Below are 13,757 nucleotides of genomic sequence, written 5' to 3'. Positions count from 1 at the left end.
AAACCGGTTTCTAATAAAACAAAAAGAGGGAGCCTGATCTGTTATCAGGCTCCCTCTTTTTGTTTGGTTATTTGCTATCCTTTAAAAGTTAAGTTTCTTTTCTGTTTCTGTGTTTCCGGGCTGTTGCTGTTTGTACGAACTGCAATCCAGGGTAATGGTGAGTGGTGCTTTAGGCGGGTCAAAATCAACACTCCTTTTAATGCCTAACGCAGGGTTTGCATATACCTTTTTCATGTACAACGCAAAAACAGGCAGTGCCGAGTTTGCACCCTCGCCTAAATATGTAGAGCGGAAGTGTATATCAGGGTCTTCGCAACCTGTCCATACACCGGTAACCAGTTGTGGCGTTACACCAATAAACCAACCATCCGAGTTATTTTGCGTAGTTCCGGTTTTGCCGGCTAATGGGTTTGTTAAACCATACTTGTAACGGGCACGGCTGCCTGTACCATCTTCTATTACCCCTTTAAGCATGTAAGTCATTACATAAGCGGTTTGCTCGTTCATGGCTTGTACGCCTTTGGGCTTATGTTCATATAATACGTTACCATTTTTATCCTCAATACGCAGCAGGTATGATGGCTCGTTCCAAAAACCATGATTGGCAAAAACACTATAAGCGCCCGTCATATCAAATACCGAAGCGCTGAAAGTACCCAAACAGATAGCCGGGTATGGTGGCACATCCGTTGTTATACCCATTTTTTTGATGAGGCTTACCACGGGTGTAGGTGTAACTTCGCGCATTACATAGGCCATTACATAGTTTAATGAATGCCCTAATGCTTGCCTTAAAGTTACCAAACCTGGCTTTGCATCTTCGGCTGATGATCTGGGTGTCCACGGATCGCCGTAACCGGTAATAGTTACGGGTACATTATCCACCTCCATACAAGGCGAGTAACCATTATCAATTGCTACCGAATAAGTAAACGGCTTGGCTGTTGAGCCAACCTGCCTTGCGCCGGCTTTTACGTGGTCGTATTTAAAGTGGGTAAAATCAATACCGCCAACCCATGCTTTGATGTAGCCGGTTGTAGGGTCCATACTCATCAGCGAGTTTTGGAGCAGCATTTTGCAATACAATATCGAGTCAACCGGTTTCATCAGGGTATCAATATTGCCATGCCAGGTAAACAGGTTCATTTTTACAGGCGTATCAAAATCGGCTTGTATCTCTTCATCGCTTTTGCCTTCGGCTTTTAATTCATGGTAACGATCAGAGCGTTTCATACCCTGGTCCATCAGCAAGTCAAAATTGCTGATCGTTTTTGCCTTGTTTATACCTTTCCAATGATTATTGAACTGGGCCTGCAGGTTTATCATGTATTCTTTTTGCGCGCCTTCGGCATACTCCTGCATGGTTGAATTTATGGTAGTATAAATCTTCAGTCCATCGCGGTCAAGGTCATACGGCACGCCATCCTTTGTGATATTCTGCTCCTCAAATATTTTTTGGATATCCTTTTTAAGTATCGCCCGAAAATATGGCGCCAAACCTTCATTATGATCTGTAGGGTTAAAATCAAGTCCTAATGGTTTTTGTTTTAACTGCGCAGCCTGCCCATCGCTTAAAAAACCGGCATCGGCCATCAGGCCCAGTATGGTATTACGGCGGTTCAATGAGTTTTGCGCATGTGTTATAGGCGAGTACAGCCCGGGACCTTTTAACATCCCAACCAAAACGGCCGCCTGTTCGGGCTGCAGTTTATCTGGCGAGGTATTAAAGTAAGTACGCGCAGCCGATTTAATGCCAAAAGTATTGTAAGCACCAAAATCAACCGTATTGAGGTACATGGTAATGATTTCTTCTTTTGTATAACGGCGCTCAATGCGTACGGCGGTTATCCATTCCTTCAGTTTTTGAAATACACGCTTTACGCGATTTTTCTCGCGGCTTTTATCAGAAAACAGGTTTAGCGCCAGCTGTTGGGTAATGGTACTGCCACCTTGTTTTTTACCCACCATGTTATAAAGGATACTGGTAAAATTACGGCGAAAATCAATACCGGAATGGTCGTAAAAGCGCTTGTCTTCGGTAGCTATTAACGCGTTAATTACATTTGGCGATATTTGCTTATACGTAACGCTCGATCTGTTTTGTACGTAGTAATTACCCAGCTCCTCTTTATCTTCCGAAAATATGATAGACGCCTGGTTACTCTTAGGATTTTCCAGATCGCGGAACGATGGCAATGTGCCAAAAGCACCCAGCCATGTTAGCGTTATCAGCAATGCAAAAAACAAAAAGCAGCCGCCTATAACTTTCCAGATCACTAAATTATAGCGTTTAATGTCTTCGGGGCTTAACTTTTCTTTCTGGTTCCTTATGTACATGTCAATATTTTTTTTGATAAAAATCAAAGTAACTATCCAGGGTATTTTTGTTGGCTAATTTATCCAGATTTTCTTGTGTGATGATAAAAAAGGTATATTTATCTGCAGGCACATTCATAATTTGGGGCAATAGCGGGGCAATGGCACGCGCGTAAGCTTTTACACTACTTAAACTATTAAAGCGGCCTACATATATTAACTGGTTACCCTCAACAGCTTTTAACTGGTGTTTTATATTATTGTTATTAGGATAATTGGCCCTGTTAAACTGACCAATACCAAAACGTGATGGTGCCAGATTTGTTCTGTTTGTATTTACATTAACTACAAAATAATAGTTGGTACTATCGCGCAATGAAAATATGGATGGCTTTTCAACTTCTTTTACTATCGCTGTGCTATCTGTTTTTACTATTGGGATAAGGGGCTTAGCCGCGATAACACTATCGGGCTTAACAACCTTAGGCTTTACAACAGCTACGCTATCCGGTTTTGGCAATTGTGGTTTTGTAACCTTAACTACTTCAGCAGGCTTTGTAACGGGTTTAGGCTGCTGCGGCTGTACTTTGGTTATTACCGGGTTGTTAGGGTAATTGCGTGGTTGGTCAAATTTTTCATGCTGTTGCATAAACGGCACTTCGTTAGGGTCGCTATCCATCAGCACGGTATCACGTGCCGCAAGGTTATCCTGGTTAGCTATAATAAAGTTGATGTGTTGTTTTATCAGTGGCGTTATTAACCTGTCATTCGGATATTTCTCCTGTATCTCTTCCAGCTCGGTGCGGAAAGGTGCCAGCTTTTGCTGATGCCCCAATGCCACAGCGCGCAGGTAATACACCTGTGCCAAAAACTCGTTATTAGGATAAAGTTTGATCAGTTCATCGGCACGGCTAATGGCATCGGCATATTTACGTTTTGATACCAGGTCGAACAGTTTGCTGTAAAATGCCGAAAACTCGGCGTTCTTATCATTCAGTTTCTGGTTATACTGAGGGTCGAGGATAACTTTAGCAAAATCTGTTTCGGGATAACCCTTTAACAGTATGTTCTTATACTTTTCAGACCGGGCATCGTCAACATCGCTGTAAAGCCTGTACAGGTTATAATACAATACCGATTTGTTTACATTATTAGGGAAACGGGCCAGTAGCATCTCGTATGTTGCAATGGCCTCTTTTTTATCATCCAATATATCACGATAAAAATTGGCAATATCTAAGTAGGCATTATAAATACGTGTATTTGATTGCTGCAGTTGCGCCGCGCTGAGCGGTACATTTTGCAACAAGTCCTGCTGTATTTTGGTATGGGCAACATCATCAGTAGTTTTTACAGGGCCGGTACCTGCCCCGGTATTGGCTATACTTTGCTGTATGGCAGCCACCTGTACGTTGTTTGATTCGCTGCCCGATTTTACACTGCGCCTCCAGTTATCAGCATTGGGGCGGTTACCCCAAACACGTTTAAAATCATTGTATCCCTGGCTTACCGCGCTGGCATTGTTAAAATAAAAATTATTTGCAGCGCTAATGCCCCCGGTATTACGTGCCGGTGAGGGAACACCCGAAGAACTATTAACTGCCATATTACCTTTAGCAGTAGCTGTTGTAGCCTGCTGCAACAGCTGCCGATTGGATATTTCCTTCACTTTTGCCAAACGCGCGTTCTCATCCAGTTTAGCCAGCATCTGCAAAGTGTCCTCGCGCGATATGGTCTGTAACCTATCGGCCAGTAATTGCAGGTTATTGCTCTTTTTCAGGATGGTTTGATAGCCCGGATAGGTTGGTGATAAACTGGTTAATGTGCTATCGTAATATTTTTTGGCGGTAGTGTAATCAGCCTTATTCTTAAAGTTGATCTCGGCGAGGCGCAGGTACGATAAGCCTTTTTGGTTAAAATTCTTGGTACTGTTGCGTACGGATAGTTTGTAATTTTTTACAGCCTCGTCCACATTATTCTGCGCCAGGTACAATTCGCCTATCTGGAAATATATCTGGTCAATAAAATCTGCATTCTTATCATCCTTCAGCAGTTTACGCAACAAGTCGATCCGGCTTATGGGGTGCCCGTCTTTACTTTCCTGTATCCGTATCCTGTTCAAACTGGCATTGAACGACATTTCGAACTGGGCATTGCTGTTCTCAACACGTACATAATTATTATAAGCGTCGGTAATATGATGGTTCAGTTCCTGCAGTTGAGCCAAAATGAATGTCCAGCGCAGGCGGTGGTAAGTATCATGGGTATAGTGTACGGCCTGTTTGCCCATTTCTTCGGCATGAGCGTATTTTTCCTTGTCAATATCATATTGCATACGTGTAGCATATACATCAGCAATATTTTGTTGCTTGGGGAAAATGTTCAGCATGGCAGTATCCAATACACTATCGGCAATACTATATTGGTTATTGCGCATCAGGGTACGGGCCTTCCAAACCAATGCATCCTGGGTAAGGTTTTTATCTTTAGGATAATTGCGTACCACATAACTAAAAAACTCGGCCGCGTTAAAATAATTGGCCTGCAGGTAATTGGCCTTGCCCAATATCAGGTAGGCATCACCAATGTAACGGCTCTGCTCCTTATCGCTGATGATCTTGTTACCACGGGCCACCACGGCCTCCAGGTCCTTATCGGGCGTTTTACTGCGTAGCGTGGTATCCGGGTAAACATCTAAAATTTCGGTATAATTATCGGGGTACAGTGCCGCGTATGCCTCCTGCTTTTGGCGCAAAACATCGTTTGCGTTAAACAGTATATTATAACGTGTAGTTAAATTTTGCATAGAGCGGTTAAAGGCACTTTCTTTTTCGAAAGTACAACCGGCAACTAAAACACACATTATAAACAGGTTAAGCTTATTAAAAAGCCTTGGTAATAGCAGTTTCAAATCAGTTTGTTCGATTAAACAATAATAACGCTTTACAAAGGTATTTTATTAATTATTTGTTTCAGATTATTTTAACACCATAATAATTGAATTGATGCAAACGAGAGCGGTTTTTTAACCTGACTTTAGGATTCTTATTTTCAATGTGATAAAAATCACAGATAATTCCATTGGAATAAATAATTTCGCGGATGCAAAATTCTGAACCTAAGGACGATGATAATGCCGCCGGGGCAAACAGCATTGCCAAGTATGGCGGTGTCGCTTTCCAGATGATTGCTGTTATTGGTGTTTTCGCTTATGTCGGTTACCGCATAGATCAATCGACCGGGCACAAAACCCAATGGGTTACAGCACTATTGGCGTTAATTGGCGTTTTTATTTCCATGTATATTGTTTTCAAATCGTTAAAAGGATGAGTTTGTTCCGTTTTATATTATACTATTTGGGTTTTGTTATTGTAATAGCCATCCCACCAATGGTACTTACCGAAACCGCTTATGCCTATTTGCTGGTGCCACATTTCTGGGTATTGTTTTGGTACATGGCTATATTAACCCTTATTGTAATTGTGTTGGTACTAATGGTGCAAAAAAGCAACAGCGAATTTTACGCGCAGGCATTTTTAGGCGGAACCACCTTTAAGATACTGGCATGCCTTATTTTTATGGTGATTTTTTTGCGAAAAAACCAGGTTGATAAGCTGTTTTTTATGGGCGACTTTTTTTATATATATTTCTTAAATACTGTCTTTGAAGTTTATGGTTTGTTGCGTAACTTGCGCAACCAAAATTTAAGGTAAAAACTTGATTGGAATTAATAAAAACTCGGTTTTGAAAATAAAAATATTTACCCTACAGCTTGTTTTCGGCGTTTTTTTAATGTCGATGTTATTTACAACACCAACTTTCGCGGAAGAAAAAGCGGCTGAAAAGACTGAACAGTACGATCCTAAAGGACCAATTCTTGAGCACATTGCCGACTCGCACTACTGGCATATGTTTGGCGAACACTCATTACCCCTACCTGTAATATTGTATACAAACAAAGGCATCGAAGTATTTTCTTCGCATGTTTTTGAACATGGTAAAGAAGAATACCAGGGCAATTATAAATACGCCCTGATTAAGGATAAAATCAAACCGGTAACAGAAGCCGGTGAAATTGATACTACCGTTCGTGTTTGGGATTTCTCTATCACCCGCAACGTAGCTTCAATGTGGATGGGCATGGCAATATTGCTCATCATCTTCCTTAGCGTTAAAGGCAAATACAAAACCCGCGCGGGCAAAGCGCCAAAAGGTTTGCAATCCTTTATGGAGCCGTTGGTTCTCTTCGTTCGCGATGAGGTTGCTATACCAAACATTGGCCACAAGTACAAAAAGTACATGCCGTTATTGCTAACCATGTTCTTCTTTATCCTTATCAGTAATTTATTGGGTTTAATACCTTTCTTCCCGGGAGGCTTTAACTTAACAGGTAACATCGCGGTTACTATCGTATTGGCTACTATTACTTTAATTACTGTAAACTTTAGCGGCAACAAAAATTACTGGAAACACATTTTCCTGCCACACATACCGGTTTGGTTGTATCCTATCATGATCCCTGTTGAGATCATCGGTATCATATCAAAACCGTTCGCGTTGATGATCCGTTTGTTTGCCAACATCACCGCCGGTCACATTATTGTATTGAGCTTAATATCTTTAATATTTATTTTTAACTCACTGTGGATGTCGCCGGTATCGGTTCTGTTTGTAGTGTTTATGGATACCATTGAGTTACTGGTTGCATTTTTACAGGCGTTTATCTTTACCATGCTTACCGCTTTGTTTATAGGTATGGCGGTAGAAGAACACCATGCAGAGGCTCACTAATTTTTTTTGAATTAATTATCTATTATATATACACGTTTTAAATTTAACAAACAATGGTTGGAATGATCGCAATGATTGCTCAGGTAGCTGCAGCAGGTATTACAGGTAAAATTGGCGCTTTAGGTGCAGGCTTAGCTGTAATTGGTGCCGGTATCGGTATCGGTCAAATTGGTGGTAAAGCTGTAGAGGGTATTGCCCGTCAGCCGGAAGCTGCTTCAAAAATCCAAACTAACATGATCATCGCTGCGGCCCTTGTAGAAGGTGTTGCTTTGTTTGCCGTGGTAGTTGCCCTGTTGTAATAACAGGCAAAAAAAAGAAAAAAACAGCCCGGTGCGATTGGCCCCGGGCATGTTTTAAACTTGATTAAAAAAAAGACAATAATTAAAATATACTATGGAATTAGTTACACCGGAAATTGGATTGGTTTTTTGGACCACGGTATCATTCCTCATCCTATTATTCATTTTAGGCAAATTTGCCTGGGGACCAATTTTATTAGCTATAACAGAGCGTGAAACCTCTATCGAAACTGCTTTATCAAGAGCTGAAGCAGCTAAAGAAGAAATGGCACGTTTAACCAGCGAGAACGACGCTTTATTAAAAGAAGCCCGCATTGAACGCGATAACATTTTGCGTGAAGCTAAAAAGATGAAAGACCAGATTGTTAGCGATGCAAAAGAAACCGCTAACAAAGAAGGTGCTCGTTTGATAGAAAAAGCACGTATCGAGATCGATAACCAAACCGCTATTGCAATGGCACAGGTTAAAGACCAGGTGGCTTCGCTTTCTATCGAGATAGCTGAAAAGATATTGCAAAAGCAATTTGAAGATCAAAGCAAACAGGACGCTTTAGTGGCTGATCTGTTAAAACAAGTGAAGTTAAACTAAGTCCGGGTCTTGAGTCCCAAGTCTTGAGTCCGGAGTCTTTTGAAGATACTTGACTATTGACTACCGACTAAAGACTATAGACTTTAGACTAAAAAAATAATATGTCTGAATTAACAGTAGGAGCCAGATACGCCAAATCATTGATCGATCTTGCAGAGGAGCAAAAATCCCTGGAGGAAGTAAAAAATGATATGGACCTATTTGTGCATACATTAAAGGCTAATACAGAGTTACAGGCAGTTTTGCGTAACCCTATTATCAGTCACGATAAAAAAGTAAAGATACTGGAAGCGGTTTTTGCAGGCAAGATCAGCAAAGCTACCGATGGTTTCTTTAAGATCATGATCAACAAAAGCCGTGGCGAGTTATTGTATTTTGCCGCTCAGGAGTTTGTTAATCAATACAACGTTAAAAAGAATATTGTTAAAGCTACCATTACATCGGCTACAGCTTTATCAGAAGATAATAAAGCCAAAATATCTGCTTTAATAGCAGCCGAAATTGGCGGTAACATTATATTGCAAACCAAGATTGACCCGGCATTAATTGGCGGCTTTGTACTAACGGTTGGCGACAGGCAGGTGAATACCAGTATTGCTGATAAGTTGAAGAAACTTAAAAGCGATTTTGCCCATAAAGTAATTGAATAATTAAAAACAACTCTAAATAAATTAAAAAATGGTAGAGGTAAGACCAGACGAAGTATCGGCAATTTTGCGTCAGCAATTGGCGGGCTTTAAGTCAGAATCTGAATTGGAAGAAGTAGGTACCGTGCTACAAGTAGGTGACGGTATTGCCCGTGTTTACGGATTAACAAAAGTACAATCGGGCGAGCTTGTTGATTTTGACAACAACCTGCAAGGTATTGTATTGAACCTTGAAGAAGACAACGTGGGTGTGGTATTGTTAGGCCCGTCTGACGCTGTTAAAGAAGGTGACACTGTAAAACGTACCAGCAAAATCGCTTCGATAAAAGTTGGCGAAGGCATGCTTGGCCGTGTGGTAAACACACTTGGCGAGCCAATTGATGGTAAAGGACCAATTACTGGTGCTACTTACGAAATGCCTTTAGAGCGTAAAGCTCCGGGTGTTATTTACCGTCAGCCGGTTACCGAGCCTTTACAAACCGGTATCAAAGCTATCGACGCGATGATCCCTATTGGTCGTGGCCAGCGTGAGTTGGTTATTGGCGACAGGCAGACCGGTAAATCGGCTGTTTGTATCGATACCATTATCAATCAAAAAGAATTTTACGAAGCAGGAAAACCTGTTTATTGTATATATGTTGCTATCGGCCAGAAAAACTCTACCGTAGCTAACGTTTTACGTACGTTGGAAGAGAACGGTGCATTACCGTACACTATCATTGTTGCCGCTTCAGCATCAGAGCCTGCTCCAATGCAGTTTTACGCTCCGTTCGCAGGTGCTGCTATCGGCGAGTTCTTCCGCGATACCGGACGCCCTGCGTTGATCGTTTATGATGATTTATCAAAACAAGCTGTTGCTTACCGTGAGGTGTCGTTATTATTACGTCGCCCACCGGGCCGTGAGGCGTACCCTGGTGACGTATTTTACCTGCACAGCAGATTATTAGAACGTGCGGCTAAGATCAACTCTTCGGATAAGATCGCGCAAGACATGAACGATCTTCCTGAATCTATCAAACCTTTGGTTAAAGGTGGCGGTTCGTTAACGGCATTGCCTATTATCGAAACACAAGCAGGTGACGTATCAGCTTACATCCCAACCAACGTGATCTCGATCACTGATGGTCAGATATTTTTGGAGTCTAACTTGTTCAACGCGGGTGTTCGCCCGGCTATCAACGTAGGTATCTCGGTATCACGTGTAGGTGGTAACGCGCAGATCAAATCGATGAAGAAGGTTGCGGGTACCCTGAAACTTGACCAGGCACAATACCGCGAGTTAGAGGCTTTCTCTAAATTCGGTTCGGATCTGGATGCTTCTACCAAAAACGTGCTTGATAAAGGCGCGCGTAACGTGGAAATATTGAAACAAGGCCAGTTTTCGCCAATGACTGTTGAGAAACAGATAGCGATATTGTACCTGGGTACTAAAAACCTGATGCGTAACGTACCTATTAACAAAGTTAGGGAGTTTGAGGCTGAGTTTTTACAACAGTTAGAGCAACGTAACCCCGAAGCTTTAGTAAGCTTAAAAGCAGGTAAACTGGATGATGCTATCAACGCACTGGAAACAGTAGCTAAGGAGTTGACAGGAAAATATTAATTTGTAGTACGGTAGTACATAGTAGTGAGTATTTAGACACAAGTCTGAAATCAATCTAACTACTATGTACTAACTACTATGTACTCATAGTAAATGGCAAACTTAAAAGAAGTAAGAAACCGGATCGCGTCGGTAAAATCAACGCAGCAGATCACCAAAGCTATGAAAATGGTTTCGGCGGCAAAGCTGAAGCGTGCTACTGATGCTATTGTGCAGTTAAGGCCCTATGCCAATAAGCTGAACGACATACTAAGTAACCTGTCGGCAAGTTTAGAGGATGGTTCTTCGCCGTTTTTACAGGAACGCGAGCCTAACAAGGTTTTGGTTGTTGTTGTAACATCAAACCGTGGTTTGGCAGGTGCATTCAACGCCAACGCTATTAAAGCGGCTAACCTGTTGATCTCGGATAAATACAGCAAGCAATTGCAGGCAGGCAACGTATCTATTGTTGCTATCGGTAAAAAGTCGCAAGAGTTTTACGCACGCCGTAAGTACAATGTGATCGGTAATAATAACGAGATTTTCTCGGCTTTAACTTTCGATAATGTATCGCTCATCACAGAGGCTATTATGGCCGGCTTTTTAAAAGGCGAGTATGACCGTGTAGAGATCGTTTACAACCACTTTAAGAATGCTGCTATGCAGTTCATCAACGTGGAGCAATTACTGCCGGTACCAAAGGCTGAAAAGAAGGCTGATGCCAAAACATCAAACATCGATTACATCCTTGAGCCATCGCAAGAGGAAATTGTTGAGCAACTGATACCAAAAAATATCAAAATACAACTATACCGTGCAGTATTGGATTCGCATGCATCAGAGCATGGCGCCCGTATGACGGCTATGGATAAAGCCACCGAAAACGCAGGCGACCTGTTGAATGCTTTAAAACTAAGCTACAACCAGGCACGCCAGGCAGCCATCACCACCGAGCTTTCGGAAATTGTAAGCGGCGCGGCAGCATTATCTGCATAATATTAGAACCACTTGTACATCTAACATAAGGGCTCCGTTTTACGGGGCCTTTTTTGTGGGGGTTACTTTTTAAACCAGCGTTTTATCTTCTTAAAAATATCATCCTTACGGGGCTGTGTTAAACCATCATGGGTAAGCTGGTTCTTCATGTTATGCTCAAGCTTTTCGGCGTACTCTTTTGTAGCGTCATCGGCTTTCATCTCCTCAATAAAGGGTAAAGCGAATGCATTGAGTTGCGCGTTTTGCGATACGGTATAATAACGGCTTATTATAGCCCCTTCTTTGTTATTGTTAATAGGCTGCTGTTCGTTCTCGACAAACAAATCAATATGATATATATCGGGATTAAGTACTTTCAATCTTTCTGTGCCTTTCCGTTCATTACGCCAGGGGTGTTCTTTAAACCTCAACTGTCCTGAAAAAAAGCTCTTTTCCCATATCGATACCTGGTGCGACATAAGGTATTGGCTGCGGTTATTATCGAGCAAGGTAACTGCTAACCCGTTAATGTACCTGCCTGCAGTAACTGTTTTGTAAACGCTATTGCTGGATAACTTAAAAAGGTCTGCTTCGTGCTCAATGGTAAAACTAATGATCTTGTTCACCGTGTCGGCATCAACAGGTTTACAAAGCCACATATCTTCCTGGAAATACATCACATACGGCTCAGGTATCGCCTCAAGCCCACGTAATAACCGTTCGGACCACTCCCCTTTGCCGGTTTTAATATTTGTAAAGATATCCGAGTGAAAATCCTCATCCTCCGTTAAAAAGTAATAGCTTACAGGAATATCACCGGAAGGAAAATACTTTTTAAAGAAATACTCAAACCCCGGGTACAGAAGTTTGTACCTGTCGCAAGTGTGAACGATGAGGGCAATTTGGGTCATTGGCGGATAAAGATATAAAAAAGCCGTCATTACGAGGTACGAAGTAACCTCTGCGCGATAGGTATCCGATAAGCCTCATAGATTAGCATCTGTAGAGGTTGCTTAGCTATCGTTCACAATGACGTTAAATATAAAGCCCATTCCTTAAATCAAGAAATGGGCTTAAATCCGAAATCGAACATTCGATATCCGAAATCTATCAAATATGTATCGGCCTATTATCTGTAGCGGCTAAACAAGCCTCTCTCATCGCTTCTGTGTAGGTTGGGTGTGCATGGCTCATTCTGCTGATATCCTCTGCACTGGCGCGGTATTCCATAGCTACAACAGCTTCTGCTATCATATCCGCGGCACGTGGGCCGATGATATGTACACCTAGTATTTCGTCGGTAGTTTTATCGGCTAATACCTTTACAAAACCATCCATATCACCACTGGCAACCGCGCGACCGCTGGCTTTGAACGGGAACGAACCTGTTTTGTATGCTACGCCTTTTTCTTTCAACTGCTCTTCGGTTTGGCCTACCGATGCAACCTCAGGCCAGGTGTACACAACACCCGGTATCAGGTTATAATTAATGTGTGGCTTTTGTCCGGCTATCAGCTCAGCCACCATGGTACCTTCGTCTTCAGCTTTGTGGGCAAGCATGGCACCACGTACCACATCGCCAATGGCGTAAACACCTTTTACCGATGTTTCCATGTGGTCGTTTACGGTGATCTTTTTGCCGCGCTCTTCAACAGTAATGCCAATGTTCTCTAAACCTAATTGGTCGGTATAAGCAACACGGCCAACGGCTACCAGGCAGTAGTCGCCTTTAAGCTCCATTTTATCGCCTTTAGGGCTATCAAATTTCACAGTTACTTCTTTACCTTTTACACTTGCACCGGTTACTTTATGACCCAGGTAAAACTCCATACCTAATTTGGTAAGTACCTTTTGCAGTTCTTTACCCAAACCTTTATCCATGGTTGGGATGATGCCATCCATAAATTCTATCACAGATACCTTGGCACCTAAGCGTGCGTACACAGAACCTAACTCCAAACCGATAACGCCACCACCAATTAATACCATGTGTTTCGGTACTTCGGTTAAGGTTAAAGCCTCGGTGCTGGTTATGATGCGTTTTTTATCAACTGGCAAAAACGGCAATTGCGATGGTTTTGAACCTGTAGCGATGATGACGTTAGTACCGGTAATGGTTTCTGTACTACCATCTGCCTTAGTTATCTTAATGGTGTTCTTATCCACAAACGAACCCATGCCCTGATATGATGTTACCTTGTTTTTTTTGAACAGGAAAGTAATGCCCGCGGTATTTTTTTGAACTACTTCGTTCTTACGTTTGATCATCTGCGACATATCTACCTTCAGGTCTTTCAACTTGATGCCATGTGTTTCGAAAGTGTGGGCGGCATTGTGGTAATGCTCACTTGAATCTAATAAAGCTTTCGACGGGATACAGCCTACATTTAAGCAGGTACCGCCAAAGGTTGAATATTTTTCGATGCAAGCGGTTTTTAAACCCAATTGCGCACAACGTATAGCGGCTACATAACCACCGGGACCAGATCCGATAACAATAACATCAAATTGCATAGTGTATAATATTTAAGCGGGGCAAAGTTAATGATTATGAATAG

12 protein-coding genes are annotated in these 13,757 nt (G+C 42.1%); 8 read left to right on the top strand and 4 right to left on the bottom strand.

Annotation, left to right across the window (positions count from 1 at the left end; genetic code table 11):
* Positions 1–81 precede the first annotated feature (81 nt).
* Both KXQ82_RS01695 and porW read right to left on the bottom strand, forming a co-directional pair.
* The gene (locus KXQ82_RS01695; RefSeq protein ID WP_219486235.1) at positions 82–2,337 is read right to left on the bottom strand and encodes a transglycosylase domain-containing protein; all 2,256 of its coding nucleotides are present in this window, start codon (positions 2,335–2,337) and stop codon (positions 82–84) included.
* 1 nt (position 2,338) lies between these two features.
* Positions 2,339–5,227, bottom strand: a complete 2,889-nt coding sequence (porW, locus tag KXQ82_RS01690) for a type IX secretion system periplasmic lipoprotein PorW/SprE (protein ID WP_219486234.1) — start codon at positions 5,225–5,227, stop codon at positions 2,339–2,341.
* A 191-nt stretch (positions 5,228–5,418) separates the two neighbouring features.
* Here porW and KXQ82_RS01685 point away from each other — a divergent pair, with 191 nt between their 5' ends.
* The 8 genes from KXQ82_RS01685 (at position 5,419) to atpG (ending at position 11,220) form a co-directional block, all read left to right on the top strand.
* Positions 5,419–5,646: an AtpZ/AtpI family protein gene (locus KXQ82_RS01685; protein WP_219486233.1), complete on the top strand. Its 228-nt coding sequence runs from the start codon at positions 5,419–5,421 to the stop codon at positions 5,644–5,646.
* Positions 5,643–6,029: a hypothetical protein gene (locus tag KXQ82_RS01680; RefSeq protein ID WP_219486232.1), complete on the top strand. Its 387-nt coding sequence runs from the start codon at positions 5,643–5,645 to the stop codon at positions 6,027–6,029. Before KXQ82_RS01685 ends, KXQ82_RS01680 begins: the two co-directional genes overlap by 4 nt.
* 85 nt (positions 6,030–6,114) lie before the next feature.
* Positions 6,115–7,107 (top strand): F0F1 ATP synthase subunit A, encoded by a 993-nt coding sequence (gene atpB / locus KXQ82_RS01675; RefSeq protein ID WP_369412407.1) that lies wholly within the window; start codon positions 6,115–6,117, stop codon positions 7,105–7,107.
* Positions 7,108–7,205: 98 nt separating this feature from the next.
* Positions 7,206–7,406 carry an ATP synthase F0 subunit C gene (atpE, locus tag KXQ82_RS01670; protein WP_219486879.1) on the top strand — a complete coding sequence of 67 codons (201 nt, stop codon included), beginning with the start codon at positions 7,206–7,208 and terminating at the stop codon, positions 7,404–7,406.
* Between the two features lie 94 nt (positions 7,407–7,500).
* Entirely contained in the window at positions 7,501–7,995 is a 495-nt protein-coding gene (gene atpF, locus KXQ82_RS01665; RefSeq protein WP_219486230.1) for a F0F1 ATP synthase subunit B, read from the top strand.
* Positions 7,996–8,096: 101 nt separating this feature from the next.
* Positions 8,097–8,645 (top strand): ATP synthase F1 subunit delta, encoded by a 549-nt coding sequence (atpH, locus tag KXQ82_RS01660; protein ID WP_219486228.1) that lies wholly within the window; start codon positions 8,097–8,099, stop codon positions 8,643–8,645.
* Between the two features lie 28 nt (positions 8,646–8,673).
* Positions 8,674–10,245, top strand: a complete 1,572-nt coding sequence (atpA, locus tag KXQ82_RS01655) for a F0F1 ATP synthase subunit alpha (protein ID WP_219486226.1) — start codon at positions 8,674–8,676, stop codon at positions 10,243–10,245.
* Positions 10,246–10,338: 93 nt separating this feature from the next.
* Complete coding sequence (gene atpG / locus KXQ82_RS01650) at positions 10,339–11,220, top strand: ATP synthase F1 subunit gamma (RefSeq protein WP_219486225.1); 882 nt, start codon at positions 10,339–10,341, stop codon at positions 11,218–11,220.
* A gap of 62 nt (positions 11,221–11,282) precedes the next feature.
* Here atpG and KXQ82_RS01645 read toward each other — a convergent pair whose 3' ends face one another.
* Positions 11,283–12,110, bottom strand: coding sequence for a hypothetical protein (locus KXQ82_RS01645; protein ID WP_219486224.1), 828 nt, complete (start codon positions 12,108–12,110; stop codon positions 11,283–11,285).
* 199 nt (positions 12,111–12,309) lie between these two features.
* Complete coding sequence (gene lpdA / locus KXQ82_RS01640; protein ID WP_219486223.1) at positions 12,310–13,713, bottom strand: dihydrolipoyl dehydrogenase; 1,404 nt, start codon at positions 13,711–13,713, stop codon at positions 12,310–12,312.
* Positions 13,714–13,757 lie beyond the last annotated feature (44 nt).

It is taken from the genome of Mucilaginibacter rivuli (genome assembly GCF_019391655.1).
In the GTDB taxonomy this organism is placed as follows: Bacteria; Bacteroidota; Bacteroidia; order Sphingobacteriales; family Sphingobacteriaceae; genus Mucilaginibacter; species Mucilaginibacter rivuli.
The sequence above is the reverse complement of the archived record's forward strand: the minus strand, read 5'-3'. Positions and strand labels throughout refer to the sequence as shown.